At 65.9% G+C, this 22,278-nt stretch carries 25 protein-coding genes; 11 read left to right on the top strand and 14 right to left on the bottom strand.

Annotation, left to right across the window (positions count from 1 at the left end; genetic code table 11):
* Positions 1-15 precede the first annotated feature (15 nt).
* The 4 genes from ASE69_RS13050 to ASE69_RS13035 form a co-directional block, all read right to left on the bottom strand.
* Positions 16-465, bottom strand: coding sequence for a PH domain-containing protein (locus tag ASE69_RS13050; RefSeq protein WP_056487355.1), 450 nt, complete (start codon positions 463-465; stop codon positions 16-18).
* A 380-nt stretch (positions 466-845) separates the two neighbouring features.
* Positions 846-2,219, bottom strand: coding sequence for a phosphoglucomutase/phosphomannomutase PgmG (gene pgmG / locus ASE69_RS13045; protein WP_056487351.1), 1,374 nt, complete (start codon positions 2,217-2,219; stop codon positions 846-848).
* 111 nt (positions 2,220-2,330) lie between these two features.
* Positions 2,331-2,585, bottom strand: coding sequence for a DnaJ domain-containing protein (locus ASE69_RS13040; protein WP_056487347.1), 255 nt, complete (start codon positions 2,583-2,585; stop codon positions 2,331-2,333).
* On the bottom strand, positions 2,582-3,397 hold the full coding sequence (locus tag ASE69_RS13035) for a division plane positioning ATPase MipZ (RefSeq protein ID WP_056487344.1): 816 nt from the start codon (positions 3,395-3,397) through the stop codon (positions 2,582-2,584). The genes ASE69_RS13040 and ASE69_RS13035 overlap by 4 nt, the downstream gene beginning before the upstream one ends.
* Before the next feature lie 75 nt (positions 3,398-3,472).
* Here ASE69_RS13035 and panC point away from each other — a divergent pair, with 75 nt between their 5' ends.
* Both panC and ASE69_RS13025 read left to right on the top strand, forming a co-directional pair.
* Positions 3,473-4,324, top strand: a complete 852-nt coding sequence (gene panC / locus ASE69_RS13030; protein WP_056487340.1) for a pantoate--beta-alanine ligase — start codon at positions 3,473-3,475, stop codon at positions 4,322-4,324.
* Between the two features lie 78 nt (positions 4,325-4,402).
* Entirely contained in the window at positions 4,403-4,699 is a 297-nt protein-coding gene (locus ASE69_RS13025; RefSeq protein WP_056487338.1) for a sel1 repeat family protein, read from the top strand.
* A 115-nt stretch (positions 4,700-4,814) separates the two neighbouring features.
* Here ASE69_RS13025 and topA read toward each other — a convergent pair whose 3' ends face one another.
* Positions 4,815-7,418, bottom strand: a complete 2,604-nt coding sequence (gene topA, locus ASE69_RS13020; protein WP_056487335.1) for a type I DNA topoisomerase — start codon at positions 7,416-7,418, stop codon at positions 4,815-4,817.
* Between the two features lie 437 nt (positions 7,419-7,855).
* Between topA and ASE69_RS13015 the strand changes: the two genes are divergently transcribed.
* Positions 7,856-8,092, top strand: a complete 237-nt coding sequence (locus tag ASE69_RS13015; RefSeq protein ID WP_056487334.1) for a hypothetical protein — start codon at positions 7,856-7,858, stop codon at positions 8,090-8,092.
* Between the two features lie 11 nt (positions 8,093-8,103).
* Here the strand turns inward: ASE69_RS13015 and dprA are convergent, their stop codons facing one another.
* Both dprA and plsY read right to left on the bottom strand, forming a co-directional pair.
* Positions 8,104-9,195 carry a DNA-processing protein DprA gene (dprA, locus tag ASE69_RS13010; protein WP_056487333.1) on the bottom strand — a complete coding sequence of 364 codons (1,092 nt, stop codon included), beginning with the start codon at positions 9,193-9,195 and terminating at the stop codon, positions 8,104-8,106.
* Positions 9,188-9,802 carry a glycerol-3-phosphate 1-O-acyltransferase PlsY gene (gene plsY, locus ASE69_RS13005; protein WP_056487332.1) on the bottom strand — a complete coding sequence of 205 codons (615 nt, stop codon included), beginning with the start codon at positions 9,800-9,802 and terminating at the stop codon, positions 9,188-9,190. The genes dprA and plsY overlap by 8 nt, the downstream gene beginning before the upstream one ends.
* A 250-nt stretch (positions 9,803-10,052) precedes the next feature.
* Between plsY and murI the strand changes: the two genes are divergently transcribed.
* Together murI and hemA are read left to right on the top strand one after the other, a co-directional pair.
* Positions 10,053-10,841: a glutamate racemase gene (murI, locus tag ASE69_RS13000; protein WP_056487331.1), complete on the top strand. Its 789-nt coding sequence runs from the start codon at positions 10,053-10,055 to the stop codon at positions 10,839-10,841.
* 136 nt (positions 10,842-10,977) lie between these two features.
* Positions 10,978-12,240: a 5-aminolevulinate synthase gene (gene hemA, locus ASE69_RS12995; RefSeq protein ID WP_056488260.1), complete on the top strand. Its 1,263-nt coding sequence runs from the start codon at positions 10,978-10,980 to the stop codon at positions 12,238-12,240.
* A gap of 32 nt (positions 12,241-12,272) precedes the next feature.
* On the opposite strand, the gene ASE69_RS12990 is transcribed toward hemA, so the two are convergent.
* From ASE69_RS12990 to ASE69_RS12970, 5 genes are read right to left on the bottom strand one after another with little or no spacing between them, the layout of a single operon-like run.
* On the bottom strand, positions 12,273-12,830 hold the full coding sequence (locus ASE69_RS12990; protein ID WP_056487327.1) for a Uma2 family endonuclease: 558 nt from the start codon (positions 12,828-12,830) through the stop codon (positions 12,273-12,275).
* Between the two features lie 51 nt (positions 12,831-12,881).
* Positions 12,882-13,346: a DUF3429 domain-containing protein gene (locus tag ASE69_RS12985; protein WP_056487323.1), complete on the bottom strand. Its 465-nt coding sequence runs from the start codon at positions 13,344-13,346 to the stop codon at positions 12,882-12,884.
* Positions 13,346-14,056 carry an anti-sigma factor domain-containing protein gene (locus ASE69_RS12980; RefSeq protein ID WP_056487322.1) on the bottom strand — a complete coding sequence of 237 codons (711 nt, stop codon included), beginning with the start codon at positions 14,054-14,056 and terminating at the stop codon, positions 13,346-13,348. Before ASE69_RS12980 ends, ASE69_RS12985 begins: the two co-directional genes overlap by 1 nt.
* Positions 14,049-14,618, bottom strand: coding sequence for a sigma-70 family RNA polymerase sigma factor (locus ASE69_RS12975; RefSeq protein ID WP_056487321.1), 570 nt, complete (start codon positions 14,616-14,618; stop codon positions 14,049-14,051). Before ASE69_RS12975 ends, ASE69_RS12980 begins: the two co-directional genes overlap by 8 nt.
* Positions 14,619-14,627: 9 nt before the next feature.
* A complete protein-coding gene (locus tag ASE69_RS12970; RefSeq protein WP_156362336.1) occupies positions 14,628-15,053 on the bottom strand; it encodes a hypothetical protein in 426 nt (141 codons plus the stop codon).
* 146 nt (positions 15,054-15,199) lie between these two features.
* Here ASE69_RS12970 and rpiB point away from each other — a divergent pair, with 146 nt between their 5' ends.
* The 5 genes from rpiB to ASE69_RS12945 all read left to right on the top strand — a co-directional run bounded on the left by rpiB (position 15,200) and on the right by ASE69_RS12945 (position 18,951).
* Positions 15,200-15,634, top strand: a complete 435-nt coding sequence (gene rpiB, locus ASE69_RS12965; protein WP_056487313.1) for a ribose 5-phosphate isomerase B — start codon at positions 15,200-15,202, stop codon at positions 15,632-15,634.
* A complete protein-coding gene (locus ASE69_RS12960; protein WP_056487310.1) occupies positions 15,631-16,941 on the top strand; it encodes a serine hydroxymethyltransferase in 1,311 nt (436 codons plus the stop codon). The genes rpiB and ASE69_RS12960 overlap by 4 nt, the downstream gene beginning before the upstream one ends.
* A 5-nt stretch (positions 16,942-16,946) precedes the next feature.
* Positions 16,947-17,126 carry a hypothetical protein gene (locus ASE69_RS12955; protein WP_056053298.1) on the top strand — a complete coding sequence of 60 codons (180 nt, stop codon included), beginning with the start codon at positions 16,947-16,949 and terminating at the stop codon, positions 17,124-17,126.
* Complete coding sequence (gene nrdR, locus ASE69_RS12950) at positions 17,127-17,591, top strand: transcriptional regulator NrdR (protein ID WP_056487307.1); 465 nt, start codon at positions 17,127-17,129, stop codon at positions 17,589-17,591.
* Positions 17,592-17,826: 235 nt separating this feature from the next.
* Complete coding sequence (locus tag ASE69_RS12945; RefSeq protein ID WP_082453114.1) at positions 17,827-18,951, top strand: TrmH family RNA methyltransferase; 1,125 nt, start codon at positions 17,827-17,829, stop codon at positions 18,949-18,951.
* Between the two features lie 164 nt (positions 18,952-19,115).
* Here the strand turns inward: ASE69_RS12945 and ASE69_RS12940 are convergent, their stop codons facing one another.
* Positions 19,116-19,415 carry a chorismate mutase gene (locus tag ASE69_RS12940; protein WP_056487300.1) on the bottom strand — a complete coding sequence of 100 codons (300 nt, stop codon included), beginning with the start codon at positions 19,413-19,415 and terminating at the stop codon, positions 19,116-19,118.
* 181 nt (positions 19,416-19,596) lie between these two features.
* Between ASE69_RS12940 and rpsD the strand changes: the two genes are divergently transcribed.
* Positions 19,597-20,211, top strand: coding sequence for a 30S ribosomal protein S4 (rpsD, locus tag ASE69_RS12935; protein ID WP_056487297.1), 615 nt, complete (start codon positions 19,597-19,599; stop codon positions 20,209-20,211).
* 62 nt (positions 20,212-20,273) lie between these two features.
* Here rpsD and ASE69_RS12930 read toward each other — a convergent pair whose 3' ends face one another.
* On the bottom strand, positions 20,274-22,271 hold the full coding sequence (locus ASE69_RS12930; protein WP_235518718.1) for an alpha/beta hydrolase family protein: 1,998 nt from the start codon (positions 22,269-22,271) through the stop codon (positions 20,274-20,276).
* Positions 22,272-22,278: the final 7 nt, after the last annotated feature.

Raw genomic sequence — 22,278 nt, 5'->3', positions numbered from 1 at the left:
GGGACAAAAGCGCGCTTAATCCAGCGCGTATGAGTCATCCACGTCGAGTTCGCGGACGCCGCGGCGCTGGCGGGCGCGGTCGACCAGTTTCCGGAGACCCTCCCGTCGGTCGCGTGCCATCGGGATATCGCGGAGGGTGAACTCGCCGCCGTTGGTCGTGCGATCGCTCGAAGTCAGAGTGATCGTGCCGATGTCGGTCATCTGGTTGAGCAGGGAGTAGCCGAGGCGGACGTCCTTGATCCGGTAGAGCTCGATCTCGTCGATCGTCTTGAACAGGATGCCGCGCTTGATGATGAGGCGCTGGTCGGTGATCTCGTAGCTGGCGCTGCGGTTTTTCAGCCAGCGGACGCCGATGATGACGAAGCCCACGCCGGCGAGGCAAGTGAGGAGGGTGCCCCATCCGGCAAAGCTGCCGAGCAGCCAGCGGCGGGTGCTGGAGCGGAATTCGTCGACTGGGCGCTCCACTGGGGGACTCCTTGGGGTGGTGGCGGGACGGTAGGCTGGGGGGATGGCGTGTCAATCATGTGTGGCTGCGGTCCGTCTACTGCCGCCACTCGCCACGTCGTCGTCATTCCCGCGACGGCGGGGATCCATATCCTCCGAACGGTTGCGATTCTGTTGCGCGGCCAGCCAGTCTGGGTTCCCGCCTGCGCGGGAATGACGGGGGAGGGGGCGGTACTGCACTGCTCGCCGCGAGGTGCTCGTCTAATTTTGGGAGCGCCCTCCACCAGTACCACCCCGGCGAAGGCCGGGGCCCAGTTGGGGGACGTAGCTAACGGAGCGCGGCACTTCGTTACATCCACCTTTCCAACTGGGCCCCGGCCTCCGCCGGGGTGGCGGCCTTGTTACGGTACCGATCTCACAACGCCGCTGGCCGCGAGTTGTGCGTCTACCTCGGCCAGCAGCGCATCGAGCGCTGCTTGGTCCGTCGCCTCGGCACGTACCGTCAGCATCGCCTGCGTGTTCGAGGCTCGCAGCAGCCACCACCCGTCGGCGGTCGTCACCCTCGCCCCATCGGTCAGGTTCATCTCCGCGCCCTCCGACTTCAACCGCGCGATCACCTCGTCCACCACCGCGAACTTCCGTCCGTCCTCGACTGGAAACCGCAGGTCGGGCGTCGCCACCAGCGCCGGCATCGCATCGCGCAACTCGGTCAGCGAACGCCCCGACAGATGCACCGCGCGGATCAGCCGCACTGCCGCGTAGTGCGCATCGTCGAACCCGTAATATTCGCCCGCGAAGAACAGATGACCGCTCAACTCACCGCCGATCGGCGCGCCGGTGCAGGTCATCGCGGTCTTCATCAGGCTGTGGCCTGTGGCGGCCATCACCGGCTTGCCGCCCAACGCCGTGATTCGGTCGAACAGCGCCTGCGACGACTTCACGTCGGCGACGATCGGCGCGCCGGGGTGTTCGCGCAGCGCAGGTTCGACCAGAATGGACAGAATCTGATCGCCCCAGATCACGCGTCCCGAACCGTCGACCGCACCGATCCGATCGCCGTCGCCGTCGAACGCCAGTCCGAAATCGAGGTTCTTTTCCGCGACCAGGCGTTTCAGATCGGCGAGGTTCGCCTCCTCGGTAGGATCGGGATGATGGTTGGGAAAATTGCCGTCGACTTCGGCGAAGATCATATGATGCTCACCCGGCAGGAGCTTCACGAGTTTCTCGATCACCGGGCCGGCGGCGCCGTTCCCCGTGTCCCAGCCGATCCGGTACGCGCCGCCTGCATAGCCCGCCATCAGTCGGCTCGTATAGGCGTCAAGGACGTCGGCTTCCGTGACTTCGCCCGCGCCTTCGCTCCAGGCGCCCGATGCGGCGAGCGCGGCGAGGTCCCGAATGTCGTCGCCGAAAAATGGCGCGTGCGCGTGCACCATCTTGAAGCCGTTATACTCGGGGGGATTGTGGCTGCCGGTTACCTGGATGCCGCCGTCCACTTCTAGCGTGGCCTCGGCGTAGTAGAGCATCGGCGATGTACTGAGGCCGATGCGGACGACGTCGACGCCGCCCGCGACGAGGCCCGAGACGAGCGCGGCTTCGAGTTCGGGGGAGGAGTTGCGGCCGTCATAGCCGACCGCCACGCGGGTGCCGCCGGCGGCGCGGATGCGGGTGGCGAAGCCTCGGCCGATCGCGGTGGCATCGGCGGGGCCGAGCGCTTTGCCGACGATCCCACGGATGTCGTATTCGCGGAGCGAGGTTGGGTCGAACTGGTGGGTCATGGGCCTCTCGACGATTATATCTCACTGCGGTTCCCCCGCGAAAGCGGGCGCCCAGGAGCCAAGAGCGATAGCGTTCGTAACCCTGTGCTCCTGCGTCCGCAGGAGAACGGCTTACCGGGTTCGCTTCAGCAGCAGGTCGCGCGCCGCATTCACTCGCCGGGTCAGGTCGGTCGAGCCGCCGCGGTCGGGGTGGACCGAGGCGATCAGGCGGCGGTGCGCGCTGCGGATCGCGTCGGCATCTGCGTTGCTGTCGATGCCGAGGATCGAGCGGGCTTCCGCGTCATCCGTCACCACGCGTTGTTTCGGCTTGGGGCGAAGGTAATGCCAGGCCAGCCAGATGAAGACTGCGGCGACGATCCACTTCACGCAGCGACGTCCGGCGCTTGCTCAACAACTTCGGGCAGCTGCAACGCGGCCATCATCTCGCGCAGTTCCTGGCGCGCGGCGACATGCGCGAGGCCCATGCTGCCGAACGCCTTCGAATCGATCATCGTCAGCCCGGCGGGGAACATCTCGCGGTAGATCACGCGCTCGCCGAGCCCCGGGATGATCCGGAAGCCCACGCGCTTGGCGAGTTGCGCGAGCGCGTCCGACACGCGGCGCATGTTGCGCGCCTCGATATGCTGGAGGCGGTTGCGCAGCACGACCCAGTCGATCGTCGTGCCGTCGGCGCGTGCGCGCTGCTTCCGCGCGTCCCAGATCAGTTCGGAATAGAAGCTCGGGCGGGTAACCTGATACGTCTCGGGATCGACCTGGCCGATCAGGTCGAAGTCGACGAAGCTGTCGTTCATCGGCGTCACCAGTGTGTTCGCCAGCGCGGCGGCGGTGCGCGCGAACGGATCGTCGCGGCCGGGGGTGTCGACGACGAGGAAGTCCGAGCCTTCGCTGAGCGAGTGCCACAGGTCCTCGAACTGGTCCTCGCTCTGGTCCGACAAGGTGGCGTGGCGCGGCATCGGCAGGATCGAGCCGTTGCGCTTCATCGTCTCGGCGCGGTTGTCGAGATAGCGGCCGACGGTGCGCTGGCGATGATCCAGATCGAGACAGGCGACGCGCGCACCCTTGGCGGCCAGCGCGATCGCGACGTGCACCGCGGTCGTCGACTTGCCGGTGCCGCCCTTCTCGTTGGCGAACACGATTACGTGCGTCGAAGCTTGGGGTGTATCCGGGCCCGTGGCCAACGCGCGTTTCCTTATTGATCGTAACAGTCACCCTTCATAGAAGCCGCGACCGCACTTATCGAGTAGGAGTTTCACGTGGACACCGTCCGGGACCTTAATGCGTTGCGCGAAAGCGTCGCCGCCTTCCGTGCGGCGGGGCAGCGCGTCGCGCTCGTCCCGACGATGGGCGCGCTCCACGCGGGCCATGTCGCGCTGATCGAGGCTGCGAAGCGGCCGGGGACCAAGGTGGTGGCGTCGATCTTCGTCAACCCGACGCAGTTCGGGCCGAACGAGGACCTGTCGCGCTATCCGCGGCGCGAGATGGCCGATATCCGTATGCTGAACGAAGCCGGGTGCGACCTGCTCTGGCTGCCGTCGGTCGAGACGATGTATCCCGACGGGTTCGCGACGACGGTGCGCGTCTCGGGGGTCAGCGACGGGTTCGACGGCGCCTCGCGGCCCGGTCATTTCGATGGCGTCGCGACGGTCGTGTCGAAACTGTTCAACCAGGTCGGGCCCGATGCGGCGTATTTCGGCGAGAAGGATTACCAGCAGCTCGCCGTCGTCCGGCGGTTCGTCGCCGATCTCGATTTCGCGATCGATATAGTCGGGGTGCCGACGCAGCGCGACGACGACGGCCTGGCGATGTCCTCGCGCAACATCTATCTCGACGACGAGCAGCGCAAGCAGGCGGTGGCCCTGCCGCGTGCACTGGGTGTCGCCGCGCGGGCGATCGCGAAGGGTGAGGACGTCGAGTCAGTGCTCGACGATGCGCGGACGACCTTGGTCGGGGCGGGGTTCACGATCGATTACGTCGCGCTGGCGGATGCCGAGACGCTGGCCGAGAACCCTGCGGCGGACCGTCCGCGGCGGTTGCTGGCGGCGGCGCGGATGGGCGCGACGCGGCTGATCGATAACATCGCGATCGACCGTCCGGGCGAGTTGTAAAAAGCAGACGTTAACCCATTAACCATTTGGAAGCCCGGATCACCGCAGGATGCCTTCAAGAACATTGGGGGCAAGACCATGGGCAGCAGTCTTAAGAACGCGAATATCGGAATCGAACGCCGTCTGGCGGATGCCGCGCGCGGCGACGACCGGGCGTGCTACGAACTGGGGATGGTGTATTCGACGGGGACTTCGGGTGTCGTCCTCGACCTGATCGAGGCGCATAAGTGGTTCAACTTGGCGGCGGTGTCGGGGAACATCGCGGCGCAGGAATGTCGGGCTGAAATCGCCGAGGATATGACCGCGCGGGAGATTTCGGTGGCGCAGCGCGCCGCGCGGGATTGGATGCAGTTGACGCAACGCCGGGCGGCTTAATCCTAGGGCTCCCTTCCGGCTTGCGGGAGGGGTTGGGGGAGGGAATCACCGCGAACGTTGCGTTCGTGGGGTATTTCGGTCCCTCCCCTAGCCCCTCCCGCAAGCGGGAGGGGAATTAGGCTTCCGCTTTCTTCTTTGGGGCGGCTTTCTTGGCGGGGGCCTTTTTGGCCGGAGCCTTCTTGGCTGGAGCTTTTGCCTCAGCCGCATCCTTCGCAGGTGCCTTCTTTGCCGCCGGCTTCTTGGCGGGCGCTTTCTTCTTCTTCGTTGCCGGCGCCGCGGCGGCGCGTGCGTCGATCAAGGACGCGGCTTCCTCAAGCGTCAGCTGGTCCTTCTCGATCGACTTGGGCAGTGTGGCGTTGGTCGTGCCGTCGGTGACATAGGCCCCGTAACGGCCTTCCATCAGCTTGATCTCGGCTTCGGTGCGCGGATGGTTACCGAGGATCTTCAGCGGCGCCTGAGCCCCGCGTGCGGTGCGTCCGCCGCCGGCTGCCGCTTCGGCCAGCTTCACGACGGCCGCGTTCATGCCCGTCTCGAACACGTCCGCCGTTGTTTGGAGCCGCGCGTATTTGCCCGCATGCTTCAGATACGGGCCGAACTTGCCGATCGTGGAGATGATCGGTTCGCCGGTTTCGGGGTGGTTGCCGACCGTCCGCGGGAGCGACAGCAGCTTGACCGCCCATTCCAGATTAAGCTCGCCGATGTCCTTCGGGATCGACGCCATCTTGCGGTCTTCGCCTTCGCCGATCTGCAGATACGGGCCAAAGCGTCCCGACTTGCGCTCGATCGGCTGGCCGGTGTCGGGATGCGTCCCGAGCGTCGACGGGCCTGCGTCCGCCTCGGCGTCGCCGCCGGGCTGCGCGAACCGGCGCGTGTATTTGCACTCGGGGTAGTTCGAGCACGCGATGAACGCGCCAAACTTGCCGCCGCGGAGCGCCAGCTGGCCCTCTCCGCAGTTCGGGCAGAGACGCGGATCGCCGCCGTCAGCCTTGGCCGGGAACAGGTACGGCGCGAGGAAGGTGTCGAGTTCGGCGGTGATCGCGGACGGCTGCTGCTCCATCACCTCGTTGGTGCGCGGCTTGAAATCGCGCCAGAACGCGTCGAGCACCGACTGCCACTGCGCGCGGCCGCCGGAGACGTCGTCGAGCTCTTCCTCCAGTTCGGCGGTGTAGTCGTAGCCGACGTATTTCTCGAAGAAGCGCTCTAGGAACGCCGTCACCAGGCGCCCGCTCTCCTCGGCGAAGAAGCGGTTCTTCTCGATCCGGACGTAGGCGCGATCCTTCAGCGTCTTGATGATCGACGCGTAGGTGGACGGGCGGCCGATGCCGAGCTCCTCCATCCGCTTGACCAGCGAGGCTTCGGAAAAGCGCGGCGGCGGCTGGGTGAAATGCTGCTCGGCGTCGACCTTCTTCTTCGCGGGCGCATCGCCTTCGCGCATCCGCGGCAGGCGGCGGGCGTCCTCGTCGGCCGAGTCATCCGACCCTTCCTCGTATAGCGCGAGATAGCCGGGGAAGAGCACGACCTGGCCGGTGGCGCGCAGGATGTTGCGGCCGGTGCCGTCGGCCATCTCGACCGTGGTGCGCTCCATCCGCGCCGACGCCATCTGGCTGGCGAGCGCGCGCTTGAAGATCAGGTCGTAGAGGCGCGCATGATCGCCGCCGCCGGCCTTGTCCTTGCCGAAATCGGTCGGGCGGATCGCCTCGTGCGCTTCCTGTGCGTTCTTCGCCTTCGACTGATATTGGCGTGGCTTGTCGGGGACATAGCTCGCGTCGAAGCGGTTCGCGACGGCCAGACGCGCGGCGCTGATCGCGCTCGAATCCATCTGCACGCCGTCGGTACGCATGTAGGTGATCGCGCCGTCCTCATAGAGGCCCTGCGCGATCCGCATCGTGTGATCAGCCGAGAAACCGAGTTTGCGCGAAGCTTCCTGCTGCAACGTTGAGGTCGTGAACGGTGGCGGCGGGTTGCGCGTGGCGGGCTTGGTCTCGACCGACTGGACCGAGAAATTGCCGTCGAGCACCGCCTGCTTGGCGCGCAGGGCATCGCCTTCGTTGCCGATCGAGAGGCGGTCGAGCTTGTTACCCTCGAACTGCGTCAGGCGCGACGTGAAGGCGGTGCCGTCATGCTCCATCTCGGCCGTAACCGACCAGTATTCCTGCGGCTTGAAGACGTCGATCTCGCGCTCGCGCTGGACGATCAGCCGGAGCGACACCGACTGGACGCGACCGGCGGACTTGGCGCCGGGCAGCTTGCGCCACAGCACCGGCGAGAGCGTGAAGCCGACCAGGTAATCCAGAGCGCGGCGGGCGCGGTACGCGTCGATCAGGTCGTCGTCCAACTCGCGCGGGTTCTTCATTGCCTCAGTGACGGTCGCCTTGGTGATGGCGTTGAAGGTGACGCGCTCGACCTCTTTCGGCAGCGCCTTCCGCGCCCGCAGGACCTCACGAACGTGCCACGAGATCGCCTCGCCCTCGCGATCCGGATCGGTCGCGAGGATCAGGCGGTCGGCGAGCTTGGCGAGATCGGTGATCGCCTTCAGCTGCTTCGACTTGTCCGCGTAATTCTCCCACGTCATCGCGAAGGCGTCGTCGGGATCGACCGAACCGTCCTTGGGCGGCAGGTCGCGGACATGGCCGTAGCTGGCCAGGACGCGGTAATCGCTGCCCAGATACTTCTCGATGGTTTTGGCCTTGGCAGGCGATTCGACGATGACAAGCTGCATGGGGAAACCAGGGTCCTTACGTGTACGCGTACGAGGGTGGGGACGAAGGGGCGGTGCCGTCAACCCGGGGCGGGTATGAGCGAAGTACGCAGATGAGGACGCAGGCGCTGCTTTTCGAGAGGGGTTCCTGGGGGCGGGGTATTTCCCGGATTATGCCGGCGCTGCTGGCACAATATCCGTGTCGGTATGATGACAGTAGACCAGTCCCTTTCGTTGCGTCCGATCAGATCAGGCGCAGAGATCGTTACAATTGACGGTCCTCAGTCATCCCTTTCACCGCCCGCTATATCTGGTCGCGCGCACAATTTTCGTCCAGCTTCCTGGCTACCGCAACCGGATACCTCGTTTCGCCAAGGACTTGCAGTTCGGCGTAATTATGATGGATCGTTGCTGGAAGGCGCGAACCGATGTTCTGCACTGGACCGGGAGGATAGAGCGTGACCCGACATGACCTCGCGATAGCGAAATGGAAGTGTTCGTTCCTTGCCAAAAACATCGTCATCCTTCGCCAGTCGGATCCGGAGCCTCATGTCCTCAATCTGATCGCCTCGCACCAGCACGAACTGGACCTGCTGCTTGCGGCTATCGCGAAGACGCATGAGGCAAAGGACTGGGCTGCGGCCTGGGTGGCGAAATCGCAGGCTGAGGGTAGCGTGGCCTTCGCGGCGTCCTGAAACCAGGACGATCAGCGCAGGCTGGCTCGGCCGCCCGCATGACGTTCCAGATGGCCGCCGAGTTCGAGTTCGAGCAGCACGGTCTGGACGACCGCCGGGCTTAGGTGCGACTGGCGGATGAGTTCGTCGATCGTCACCGGTACGGGGCCGAGCAGGTCGGTGATCTTGCGGCGCTCGGTATCGGTCGCGTCTTCCCGGAGCGAGGCGGCGTAGGCATCGATCGGCGAGCGAACCGAGCGCGGGTCGAACGGGCGGATCTGTTCGAGGATGTCGGCCGCGGATTGCACCAAGGTGGCGCCTTCGCGGATAAGCAGGTTGCAGCCTTGCGCGCGCGGATCGAGCGGGCTGCCGGGGACGGCCATGACTTCGCGGCCGGACTCGTTGGCAAGGCGCGCGGTGATGAGCGAGCCGGATTTGGGGACAGCCTCGACCACTACCGTGCCGATCGCGAGGCCGGCAATGATGCGGTTGCGCGAGGGGAAGTTGCGCGCCTTGGGCTCGGTGCCGGGGGGCTGTTCGGCGAGCAGCAGGCCTTCGGTGGCGATGCGTGCCTGCAAGGCGGTGTTGTCGGGCGGGTAGGCGATGTCGATGCCGCTGGCGATGACGCCGATCGTGGCCCCGCTGGAGCCTCCGCCGAGCGCGCCAATGTGCGCGGCGGTGTCGATGCCGCGGGCGAGGCCGGAGACGATCGTGGTGCCTTCTTCGGCGAGTTGCAGCGCGAGCTGGCGGGCGAAGCGGCAGGCGGCGGCGGATGCGTTGCGAGCACCGACCATCGCGATACAGGGGCGGCTGGCGTGCGCGATGTCGCCGCGGAGGATCAGGGCCGGGGGGGCGGTCTCGATCTCGGCGAGCAGGCGGGGATAGTCCGGGTCGTCGAGGAAGAGGTAGCGTGCGCCGAACTTGGCGGTGGCGGCCATTTCGCGCTCGGCTAGGGCGGCATCGGCGATCTTGGGCGCGCGTCCGCCGCCGCGTTGGGCGAGCATCGGGAGTGCTTCGATCGCGGCGTCGGCGCTGCCGAAGCGGGCGATGAGCTGGCGATAGGTGACCGGTCCGATCCCGGTCGTGCGGATGAGCCGAAGTCTTGAGACCGTCGGGTCAGCCACTCTTTGGCCGGTTGGACCCGATGCGCGGCTCAGTGCCGGAGAACAGGCGGTCGATGTTTTCGCGGTGCTTCCACAGCACAATAAGCGCGAGTGCGAGCAGCAGCAGGACGAGATCGAAGCGACCGAACAGGGCCGCGGCAAATGGCGCGCTGAGGGCTGCGGCCATGCCGGCGACCGAGGAGATGCGCAGGCCCGCGAGCAGGCCGAGCCAGACTACCGCGTAGACCAGCCCGAGCGGCCAATGGAGTGCGACGACGATGCCCATGAGGGTTGCGACGCCCTTGCCGCCCTTGAACTTCAGCCAGACGGGGTAGCAATGGCCGATGAACGCACCGGCAGCCGCGAGCAGTGCGTTGCCGGGGAACAGGTGTGCGACCAGCAGCACGGCGACCGCACCCTTGGCCATGTCGAGCAGTAGCGTGGCGGCGGCGAGACCCTTGCGCCCGGTGCGCAGGACGTTGGTCGCACCGATGTTGCCCGAGCCGATCGTCCGGAGATCGCCCGCCCCGCCGAGCCGAGTCAGGATGACGCCGAACGGGATCGAGCCGAGCAGATAGCTCAGCACGAGCGATAGCGTGGGCGCGACCCAGAGAATTTCCGTCTGCAACTATGTCCCCCGTTCTGGAGGGGCTTATAAACGACACGGCGCCGACGGCAAATGGCCTGAGTTTGAGCGGGGGTCGCCAAGCGGGCCCGACGTGCTCCCCTCCCTGGAAGGGAGGGGCTGGGGGTGGGTAGGTCGGCTCGTGTCGCGAGGTTTGCGGATGCGGAAGCCGACCCACCCCTAACCCCTCCCTTCCAGGGAGGGGGATCTGTTGCTCTGGTTTAACCCGGTTAATTCGTCCTAAGGACCGCGCATGGACACGCGCCCCATCCTGTTCTTCGATTCCGGTGTCGGCGGGTTGTCGATTGTCGGTCCGGCGCGCGCGGCGCTGCCCGATGCACCGTTCGTCTATGCCGCCGACTCGGCCGGGTTTCCGTACGGGACCAAGAGCGAGGCGGAGATCGCCGCCCGCGTGCCTGTGCTGCTGGGGCGGCTGGCGGAGCGGTATCGGCCGCGGTTGATCGTGATCGCGTGCAACACCGCCTCGACGATCGCGCTGCCGGTGGTGCGCGCGGCGCTCGACCTGCCGGTGGTCGGGACGGTGCCGGCGATCAAGCCCGCCGCGGTGCGTTCGAAGACTCGGACGATCGGCGTGCTGGGGACCGAGGCGACGGTGCGGCAGGCGTATGTCGATGATCTGGCGGCGAAGTTCGCGGGCGATTGTACGGTGCTGCGCTACGGCTCGGCGGCTCTGGTCGAGATGGCCGAGGCGAAATTGCACGGCCGAGTCGTCGCGCCGGAACGCTATGCAGCGGTGCTAGACGGCTTGTTTTCGCAATCCGGCGGCGACGCGATCGACGTGATCGTCAACGCCTGCACGCATTTTCCACTGGTGGAAGCGGAGCTTGCGGCCGCTGCTCCCGGTGTGCGGTTCGTCGACGGTGGCCCGGGGATCGCGCGGCGGATCGTGCATCTCATGCAGGGCGAATCATGGTCGGGAGCGGGGGAGGGCGTTGCCGTCTTCACCCGGTTGGGCGACGAGGAGCGCGCGCTCGGACCGGCGTTGGCGGCGCACGGGCTCGGCAGGATCGAGCAGCTTTAAGCGTTAACCTGGGACAATGTGCCACCTTGCGTCGCAGCCGCATCGTGGCAATGTGCTGCCAGGATGAGGAAAGCGATCACCGTAAGAGCGGTATTGCGCTGGAAACGAGTGAAAGCGAGGCGTAGTGCCCAAGGCCATGATTAGCGACGGCATTCCGGCAACGGATTCGATCAAGGGTCCGCGGGTCGATTATTCGCGCGTTTTCACGCAGGCGATCGACCGGTTGCACGCCGAAGGGCGCTACCGCGTGTTCATCGACATTCTCCGCAACAAGGGCGCGTTTCCGAACGCGCGTTGTTTCGCCGGGCATAACGGGCCGAAGCCGATCACCGTCTGGTGCTCGAACGACTATCTCGCAATGGGCCAGCACCCCAAGGTGATCGCGGCGATGGAAGAGGCGCTGCACGACGTCGGCGCGGGCTCGGGTGGCACGCGCAACATCGGCGGCAACACGCATTACCATGTCGACCTGGAAGGCGAACTCGCCGACCTGCACGGCAAGGAAGCGGCTTTGCTGTTCACGAGCGGTTACGTCTCGAACGAGGCTACGCTGGCGACCTTGGCCAAGGTCTTGCCGGGCTGCATCATCTTTTCCGACGAGCTGAATCACGCGTCAATGATCGCTGGCATCCGCAACTCAGGCTGCGAGAAGCGGGTATTCCGGCATAACGATCTCGCGCATCTCGAAGAGCTCCTTGCGGCCGAAGATCCGGCTGCACCAAAGCTGATTGCGTTCGAGAGCGTGTATTCGATGGAGGGCGACATCGCGCCGATCTCCGCGGTGTGCGACCTCGCCGACCGGTACAACGCGCTGACCTATTGCGACGAAGTCCATGCGGTCGGGATGTATGGCGCGCGCGGCGGCGGCATCTCGGAGCGGGACGAGGTCGCGCACCGGATCACGATCCTCGAGGGGACGCTGGGCAAGGCATTCGGCGTTATGGGGGGCTATATCGCCGCCGATCGTACGATCGTCGACGTGATCCGCTCGTATGCGCCGGGGTTCATCTTCACGACGTCGCTGTCGCCGGTACTGGTCGCTGGCGTGCTTGCGAGCGTGCGGCATCTGAAAAGCTCGAGCGTCGAGCGCGAGGGGCAACAGGCGTCCGCGGCGATGCTGAAGGCGATGTTGAAGGACGCCGGGCTGCCGGTGATGCTCGGCGATACGCATATCGTGCCGCTGATGGTCGGCGATCCGGTCAAGGCGAAGAAGATCAGCGACGTGCTGCTTGCCGAATACGGCGTGTACGTGCAGCCGATCAACTATCCGACCGTGCCGCGCGGCACCGAGCGGCTGCGGTTTACGCCGGGGCCGGCGCATACCGAAGCGATGATGCGCGAACTGACGGATGCGCTGGTGGAGATCTGGAGCCGCCTGGACTTGCGCAAGGCGGCCTGAGGCAGGCCCCGCTCACTGCGGGGCAGCGCTGGTCAGTCGATCGTGATCGTGCCGTCGGTGCCCGGCACGTCTAGCGTTTCGCCGAAACCTACCGAATGGAACCGCGTGTAATCGCCTTCCAAGGGGTTGGCGTAGACATGGACGATGCGCCGAATGCCATCGACTACCCAGTAGTGCGGAATGCCGCCGCGCGCATAGGCGAAGCGCTTCATCGTGGTATCGCGCGCGACCGACGTTTCCGCGACTTCGATGACGAGTAGGAAGTCGGCGGCAAGCAACAGGCGGTTTTCTCCAACCGACGTACGTAGAACCGCGACGTCGCAACCAAGTACCGTATCGTTACCCAGATCGACGCCGGCCTCGCCAACGATTCTCGACTCAGCAAATAGACGCGACAGGCGAATGGTGATCTTGGCCTGGCGCGAGGCATGCGCAAACTGGGGCGGATTCATCCGGACGAGTTCCCCTTCGACCAGTTCGACTTTCATGTCGTCGAACGCGCCGGACTCACCAATGCGCAGGAACTCGGCGGTGGTGAAACGCGCCTTTTCCTGCCGATCGGTGCGGAGACTCGCGGCGGATGTATTCATGACCGATTCGTACCATGAATCGAGCTAGCCCGCGAGTCGTGCGGTGTGGCCTTAAAGTGCGGCGGCGAGCATCGTCAGGACGCCCAAGCCGAGCGACAGGGGTATGCGCAAGGCCATCCAGCCGGGTGGCGCGATGCCGGCGCGGACCAGTGCGCGGTCGACGAGCAGCGCGGCGATCAGGCTGATGCCGAGCACGACCAGCGAGGGGCCGGGCCAGCGCAGGCCGACCATCCAGGGCCATGCGGTGGCCAGCGCGATCAGCGATGGAGCGACGCTCGCGAACCAGAGCCAGCGCGGCGGCGAGTCGGTGCGTGCGGCGAGACCCCACCAGAGACCGCCGAGGAAGCTCAGGATGATCGCGGCATAGGCGTAGGCGATCGCCAGCGCGGAGAATCGGCTTTGCGGATCGCCGCTCAGCAGCAGCGCGACTGCCGCGAGTTGTGGGAGGAGGCCGCTCAGCCCGAGCAGCCGCGCGATCGGCGGGATGCCGCCGGTCGCGGTAGGTCGCACGGGCATCAGACGCGCGCGACCACGCCGGTGGCGACGACTGGGCCAGTCGGCAGGCCGGTCGGCGAGCCGCCGAGCGGTTCGACCGAGATCGCCAGCGTCGCGCCGGGGGTTATGCGACCGCGGTCGACGCCCTTGGGCGCGAGCGAGGTCGGACGGCCCGAGAGCAAGCCGAGCGAATGCGGCACGCCGTCGCCGCCGATCACCCAGAGTTGCGCGACGCGCGCGTCCGGAACACCGGGGCCGGCCGCGACGCGGAGCGCGCCGTTTGCGGGATCGTACACTGCTGCAACCGGCGACTTCGCATCGCCAAGCATCGCGACGAGCACGCTCGACGCGTGGGCGACGGGGACCGGCTGGGCGACGGGCACGGTCGGTTGTGGGCGGACCATGACGAACAGCAATAGCGATGCGGCGATCGCGCTGGTGACGGCGGCGAGCGCCGGCCATGCGAAGCGGCTCGTTGGGGCGAAGGCTGGCGTTCCGTCGAGACTGGCTTCGATCCGGGCGGCGAGATGCGGCGGCGCTGCACGCTCGGGCCAGAGGTCGAACAGGACCGCCAGACGCGACCGCCACCATTCGACCTGCGCGGCGAAACCGGGCTCGGCGAGCACGCGGCGCAGTGCTGCTCCGCGCTCCTCGCCTTCGAGCAGGCCAAGCGCGAGTTCCGCGGCCGCCACGTCCTCAGGCACGCCGGTATCGGTAGTCGGATCAACCATCGAGGCAATCCTTCAGGCGGGCGAGGCCGCGGCGGACCCAGCTCTTCATCGTGCCCAGCGGCACGGCGCGCTTGATCGCGAGCTCGGCATAGGTGATGCCGTCGAAGAATGCGGTGCGGATCGCGTCGCGCTGCTGCGGTTCGAGACCGTTCAGGCACTCGATCAGTTCGCGCGATGACTCGCTCGCGAGCATCCCCGCCTCGGCACCCTCGCCGGGATCGGCGATGTCCGGCGCATCGTCTAGCGGACTCGTACGGCGGACGCCCTGTGCGCGCTGCCAGTCGATGGCGCGGTTGCGCGCGATCGTCGCCAACCAGGTTATCGGGCTCGCGCGACCGGGTTCCCAGGCACCGGCGCGTTTCCAGATCGTGAGATAGACCTCGTGCAGCACATCCTCCGCGGCTTGGGCGTTGCCACAGATACGGTGGGTGATCCCGAAAAGCTTCGCGCTGGTCAGCGTATAGAGTTCGCGAAACGCGTCGCGGTCCTCCTGGCCGGTGCGCAGAAGCACCTCGGAGAGGTGCGCGCGGGCGGCGTCGGCGTCTGGATAGGCTCGGGTCACGGGCGGAACCTAGCGGCTAAGTCCGTCGCGGCAATAGCCTTCGCCGGGCTTGACGGTGAGGCAGTCGGTTTTGCCGAACAGATATTTGAGCCCGGTCGCGTCGCCGTTGGTCGGGCGCAGCGTTTCGCGGACGCCACCGCGATCGAACGCTATCGTGTCGCCGGTCGCGATGCCGTCGAACTTGCCCTTGTTGTCGAGGTCCCACTGCATGGTCAGTGCGTAGTGGCCGGCGGTGGCGGTCGGGGCTACGTCGAGGACCATGCCTTCGACGCCGATCCAACGACCGGTGTAGTCGGGCGCCGGTTTAGGCTTGGGAGCGGCGACCTTGCGTTCGACCGATCCGGCGGACGTCATGTTGCCGTCGCTGCTGGTATCGGGGGCCGGGCCGGAACATGCGGTCAGCGCGGCGGCGGCAAGCAGGGTGAGGGCCTTCATGAATGTCTCCTTTACGGTCTCGTTCGACGTCATTCCTGACCTTAACGCGCCATCCTGACGAAAGCGCCCGCGAACAGGTGTGGCAAATTCCGGCTCGGGGGGGTAGGGGGCTGGGCACCCGATCTCCCGTCACAGGAATACGCCAGGTGCGCATCGCCATCGCGTCCGATCACGCCGCCGTTTCGTTGAAAGCGGTGCTCGCCACGTGGCTGCGCGAGGCGGGGCATGACGTGCTCGATCTCGGGCCTGAGGGTACCGCCAGCGTCGATTATCCTGACTATGGGTTCAAGCTTGCGTCAGCGATCGCCGATGGTAGCGCCGAGCGCGGCATCGCGCTGTGCGGCTCCGGGATCGGCATTTCGATTGCCGCCAACCGCAATCCCGCCTGCCGCTGCGCACTCGTCTCCGAACCGCTGTCGGCGAGCCTTGCGCGCATCCATAACGACGCCAACGCCATCGCGATGGGCGCACGCCTGATCGGCGAGGAAATGGCGAAGGCGTGCGTCGAAGCTTTCCTGACCGCCGATTTCGCCGGCGGCCGTCATCAACTCCGTGTCGACAAGTTAAAGGTCCCCGCATGAGCACTCAGCCCCGCGAACTCCACGACGTCCAGCCCGACGGCTTTTTCACGCGCGGCCTCGCCGATGCGGACGCTGCCGTATTCGCCGGCGTCGCTGCCGAACTGGAACGCGAGCAGACGCAGATCGAACTGATCGCGTCGGAGAACATCGTCTCGAAGGCTGTGCTCGAGGCGCAGGGCTCGGTGTTCACGAACAAGTACGCGGAAGGCTATCCGGGCAAGCGCTATTACCAGGGCTGTGCGCCGTCCGACACGGTCGAGACGCTCGCGATAGAGCGCGCCAAGCAGATCTTCGGCTGCGGGTTCGTCAACGTTCAGCCGCATTCGGGCGCGCAGGCGAACGGCGCGGTGATGCTCGCGCTGGTCAAGCCGGGCGACACGATCCTCGGCATGAGCCTCGATGCGGGCGGTCACCTGACGCATGGCGCGAAGCCGGCGATGTCGGGCAAGTGGTTCAACGCGGTCCAGTACGGCGTCGACGCGACCACGCACCTGATCGACTACGACCAGGTCGAGGCGCTGGCGGTCGAGCATCAGCCGAAACTGATCATCGCGGGCGGCTCGGCGTATCCGCGGACGATCGACTTCGCCAAGTTCCGCGCGATCGCGGACAAGGTCGGCGCGTATTTCATGGTCGACATGGCGCATTTCGCCGGCATCGTCGCAGCGGGCCTGCACCCGACGCCGTTCGGCCATGCGCATGTCGTGACGACCACCACGCACAAGACGCTGCGGGGTCCCCGCGGTGGCATGATCATGACCAATGACGAGGCGATCGCGAAGAAGATCAACTCGGCGGTGTTCCCGGGGCTTCAGGGCGGGCCGCTCATGCATGTGATCGCGGCGAAGGCGGTCGCGTTCGGCGAGGCGCTGCAGCCCGATTTCAAGAGCTACATCGCTGCGGTCGTCGAGAACGCGAAGGTTCTGGCGGCGACGCTCAAGGAACGCGGCTCGGACGTGGTCTCGGGCGGCACCGACACGCATCTCGCGCTGATCGATCTCACGCCGCTGGGGATCACCGGCCGTGATGCGGACGAGGCGCTGGAACGTGCGGGGATCACCTGCAACAAGAACGGCATTCCCAACGATCCGCTGCCGCCGGTGAAGACGAGCGGCATCCGCGTCGGCTCACCCGCGGGTACGACGCGTGGCTTCGGCCCGGCCGAGTTCCGCGAGATCGGTAACATGGTCGCCGACGTGCTGGACGGCCTCGCGAAAAAGGGCGAGCATGGGGACCCCGAAGTCGAGGCGGACGTTCGGACGCGTGTTCGTGCACTCTGCGCGCGCTTCCCGATCTATCAAGGATAAGTAGCATGTCGAAGTTCGACGACGTCCAGAACGACATCAAGGCGACCCCCGGCCTCGGCAAGAGCATGGCCAAGTGGAGCGCGCTCGGCGCGGTCGTCGCGATCCCGGTACCGGTGATCGGCCCGATCTTCGGTGCACTCGCAGGCGCGGGCTACGCGTACTACAAGGGCAAGAAGAAGGTCTGAATGCGCTGCCCCTTCTGCGGACATGAAGACAGCCAGGTAAAGGACAGCCGCCCCACCGAAGACGGGGCGGCGATCCGACGGCGGCGCCAGTGCGAGGGGTGCGCCGCGCGTTTCACGACGTTCGAGCGAATCCAGCTGCGCGAGCTGTTCGTGTTGAAGAGCGAGGGGCGCAGGGAGCCATTCGATCGCGAGAAGCTGCTCAGGTCGTTGTCGATCGCGACCAGGAAGCGGGCAATCGAAGCTGGGCGGATCGAGAAGCTGGTGAGTGGAATCCAGCGTCGGCTGGAGACGCTGGGCGAGAACGACGTCACGTCTAAGCGGATCGGCGAGATGGTGATGGACGGGCTCAAGGGGCTCGATTCGGTGGCGTATATCCGGTTTGCGAGTGTGTACCGGGATTTCAGCGAGGCGAAGGACTTCGAGGCTTTTGCCGGGAGCGTGGAGGAGGTTGGGCGGGCTGAGTGATGCGCTCCCTTATTTGTCCTTCGATACGCGCTCTCGACTTCGCTCGATCGCTACTCGGGACGAACGGGGTAGGGGAGTGGATGAGCGACAGTGGATCGGCGTGAGGCCCCATCCTCATCGGCGCATTCGTGCCCTCACACCCCATTATAAAATAAGGCCCGCCACCCCCCATTCCGTTCGTCCCGAGTAGACGTCGAGCTTGTCGAGACGGCGTATCGAGGGATAAGCCCCACCCATGACATTCTGGGCTTATGTGGTGCGCTGCGCCGACGACAGTTATTATACCGGACATACCGACGATCTGGAGCGACGGGTCGGCCAGCACAATCTCGGAGAAATCCCGGGATACACGCAGACGCGACGCCCGGTGACGCTGATGTGGAGCCAGGAATTCCCCTCACGGCAGGAAGCGCTCGCGGCGGAGTTCCAGGTGAAGGATTGGTCGCGGAAGAAGAAGGAAGCGCTGTTCCGCGATGACTGGGCGGCAGTGTCGGCGGCGGCGCGGAAGCCTGAGCATTCCGAACCTATCCCTCGATACGAGGTCTCGACAAGCTCGACCTCTACTCGGGACGAACGGGATGGGGAGGGCGAGCAGGCTGGTATGGGCGAGGAAGCGACGGTCGGCACATCGACCCCGCCCCCCGTCATTGTCCTCGTCCGCCCGCAACTCGGCGAAAACATCGGCAAGGCCGCGCGCGCCATGCTCAACTTCGGCCTGACCGAGATGCGCCTCGTCTCCCCGAGAGACGGCTGGCCCAACCCTTCCGCCGGTCCCGCCGCCAGCGGTGCCGACATCGTGCTGCAAAACGCGAAGGTCTACGACAGCGTCGCCGCCGCCACCGCCGACTGCGCGCAGGTGTTCGCCACCACCGTCCGCAAGCGCGGTGTGACCAAGCCGGTCGTCACCCCCGAACGGGCCGCGACCGAGATCCACGCCGCCCCCGGCCGTTCGGCGATCCTGTTCGGGCCCGAGCGCTCCGGCCTCGAAACCGACGACGTTGCGGTCGCGCGGACGATCATCACGGTGCCGATCAATCCTGAGTTCGGCTCGCTCAACCTCGCCCAGGCGGTGATCCTGGTCGCGTATGAATGGTCGAAGGGCCTCACCGCCGAGCGTGAGCTGTCGCAGCCGTCGATCAACCCGATCATGCCGCCCGCACCGCAGGAGGAACTCGATGGGATGATCGGGCAGCTCGATGCGATGCTGATGGGGGCGGGGTTCTTCCACCTGCCCGACAAGATGCAGTCGACGCGGCGGACCCTGCGGACTCTGCTGACCAAGCCGGGCTGGTCGAGCCAGGAGATCCGGACTCTCCGCGGGGTGTTGTCGTCGCTGGCGGGGAAGAGGCCGCGGGGCTGAGTTCCCTCCCCAAATAGGCGCACCTCTTCCCCCCTCCCTGGAAGGGAGGGGCCGGGGGTGGGTCGGCTGCTTGGCAGGCGTAGCGGCAGTTGCGAGGCCGCCCCACCCCCATCCCCTCCCTTCCAGGGAGGGGAGTGCCTTATCTCGAGGGGGCGTGCGTTATCCTAGCGGCGGTCGAACGCGGCCAGTTCATAGGCGATCGAGGCTTCTACCAGCGTCTCCCACAAATCCACGACCACCGCGTCCGGCACCCCGAGCCTCATCGCCTCAGCCCGCGCGTTCTGGATCACCTGCGTCTTCCGCGCCTCATCGCGCACATGTCCGCGCTCGGGCTTGATGCGTGCGGCGGCGTCCATGTACGCGAAGCGTCTCGCGAGCAGCGCGACCAAGTCGCGGTCGAGCGTGTCGACGCCCGCGCGGACCTCGGTCATGGTGGTGCAATCGGGGCCGGGGAGAATGGTCATGCGCCGTCTCTTGCCGAGCCCCATCCGGCCTGTCCAGCTTGACTCTGGACCGCCCCCCGTCTAGGCGCCCGCCTTCGCAATGGCCCTGCACCCCGGTGAAGCGGTGGCCCTGCCTTGTCTTAACGACGACCAGCAGAGCGATACCGGGACCAACGTTGTTTGCATTTGCAAAGGCTATACTATGTCGAAGCGTCAAAGCGCGAAGTACAAACTCGATCGCCGTATGGGCGAGAACATCTGGGGTCGTCCCAAGTCGCCGGTCAACAAGCGTGAATACGGCCCGGGCCAGCACGGCCAGCGCCGCAAGGGCAAGGTCAGCGATTTCGGTATTCAGCTGCGCGCCAAGCAGAAGCTCAAGGGCTATTATGGCGACGTGACCGAGAAGCAATTCCGTGCGTGCTACCACGAGGCTGCGCGTCTGAAGGGCGATACCTCGCAGAACCTGATCGGCCTGCTCGAGCAGCGCCTCGACATGATCGTCTACCGCGCCAAGTTCGCGCCGACGATCTTCGCGGCACGCCAGATCGTCTCGCACGGCCACATCCGCGTCAACGGCGTGAAGTGCAACATCGCCTCGCGTCGCTGCTTCGTCGGCGACGAGATCACGCTGGGCACCAAGGCGCAGGAAATGGCGCTGGTCATGGAAGCGCAGAGCCTTGCCGAGCGTGAGATCCCCGATTACGTCGCCACCGACGGCGCGGCCAAGGTCACCTTCACGCGCGTCCCGACGCTCGACGAAGTGCCTTACCCGGTGAAGATGGAGCCGAATCTGGTCGTCGAGTTCTACTCGCGCTGATCTTTCGGTACGATCGATACGAGGAAAAGGGCGGTCCTGTGGGGCCGCCCTTTTTCGTTGCGTTACATGCCGAGTGACGCCCGAAGGAATGCATCCGCTTTCGTCAGCATGGTCGTCCGCGCACTTGCGTCGTCAAGTTGGTGATCCAGCCCGGCGAACTCGACCAGCTCGACCTTGCCCCCGACCGATTTTAGCCGGCTCGCCATCAGCCGGGATTCACCGATCCCGACGTTGCGGTCCTTGTCGCCGTGGAACAGCAGGACCGGCACCTTGATCTTGTCGGCATTGCGCGCAGGCGAGCCTTCGCGAATGTGTGGGCCCTGCCCGATAAAGGCGTCGACCATCTTGAAGTTGCTATAGTTCCGCGACTCTTCGCGGAGGCTATCGAGATCGGTGACCGGCGCGATCGCGACGATCGCCTTGAACAGACCCGGATCCACCACCGACGATTGCAGTGCCGCATAGCCGCCATACGACCAGCCGACGATCGCGAGTTTGTCCGGTACCGTGATGCCCTGTGATACCAGCCAGCGGCCTGCGTCGTCGACATCGCCGATCGCGGTGCGCCAGGACTGGAAGCCATTCTTCTTGAACCAGGCCGATCCATAGCCTGTCGATCCGCGGAAGTTCGGTTGCAGCACCGCGAACCCGCGCGCCGCGAAGAATTGCGAGAGCCAGTCGAAGCCCCACTCGTCCCGGTCACCGGGGCCGCCGTGGGGCATCACGATCGCCGGCAACCCTTTCCCCGTGCTGCCGGCGGGTAAGGTCAAATAACCGGGGATCATGGTCCCGTCGGCGGCACGGAAGGTGATCGGCTTGACGCTGGCGAGCGTGGTCTTTGCAAGTTGCGGCCGTGCGGGCAGCACTTCCTCCATCTTTCGCGTCGCCCGATCGAGCAGATAGTAGCGACCGGGATCGACGTCGCTGCCGGCGAACAGCAACAGCTTGCTTTCGTCGCTGCTCGCGTCAACGAACGTGATCAGAGGTTGGCCGGGCAGTGCCTTTCGCAGTGACGCGGCGAGGGCCCGCAACGCTGGGTCGAAGAACTCCGTCTCGCGGCGATCGGTAGCATAGGACGCGCCGACCACGCGCTTCTGTCGCCCGATCCTGATCAACTGGTCGACGTCGACATCGGCTCGAGCAAGGACGACCTCGCGCTTCAAGCTGCCGTCCAGCGCGATTTTATAGAGCGCGGTCCGGCCGTCCTTGTCGTCGAAACCATAGGCGACGTTAAGACCAGAATCGACGGCATAGGGATTGAAGCCCGTATCCCCACCCCCGCCGATCGTCAGGCGGCCGAGTGGTTGCCAACCACGGTCGCCGGGTTTGCGATACGAATAGCTGATGGTGGCGGCATCGTATCCGATACCGGTCTTGGCACGCGTTCCGACGATCCGCACGACACCTTGGCCATCGCTGATATATTCGACCGCACCGCCACGCGGCTGTTCGATCGTTCGACGGGCGAGCGTGACGGTATCGATTCGTTCCACACCCAGGCCGTCTGTCTCGTTCGCTAGATGGGTTCCGGTCGTGACTTCGGGTACGAACTTGCGCGTCATCAGCACCGATCCGGCCGCGCCGGCGGCGGTCCAGTCGATCACGGTGCCGCCGTCCTGCATCACGTCCAGCGCGCGGGCGTTGTCGGATGCGGTCAATATCTTCATCTTGCCGCCGTCGCTATCGAGCGCGATCGCGCGGCTGAAACCCAGTATATTGTAGCCATTGTCGGCGACGGTGACCATCTGACAGACCAGCCGGGTCGTGGTCGACCAATGGCAATCGACGAGATGATCGGGGTTTCCCGATGCAGTCAGGATCGTCCTCGGATTGCCGCCCGCGACGAGATCGGCAATCTGAAGCGCTTCGCCGCGGCCGTTCGTGGGCACGACCAGCGCGACGTGCGTGCCGTCCGGCGACAGGCTGATCTGCCGGATGGCTTCACGAGCGCCGAACGCGGCGGCGGTCGGTCCGACGGGGTTGGGGGCTGCCTGCGCTGGCGGCATTCCCAATGCCACGCAGACGGCAGCACTCGTACGAATTGCAAATCGTAACCGCATCGCCGTT

Origin of the sequence: Sphingomonas sp. Leaf208, assembly GCF_001421415.1 — a bacterium.
GTDB lineage: Bacteria > Pseudomonadota > Alphaproteobacteria > Sphingomonadales > Sphingomonadaceae > Sphingomonas.
Note: the sequence above shows the minus strand (reverse complement) of the source record. Positions and strands in the feature narration are given on the sequence as shown.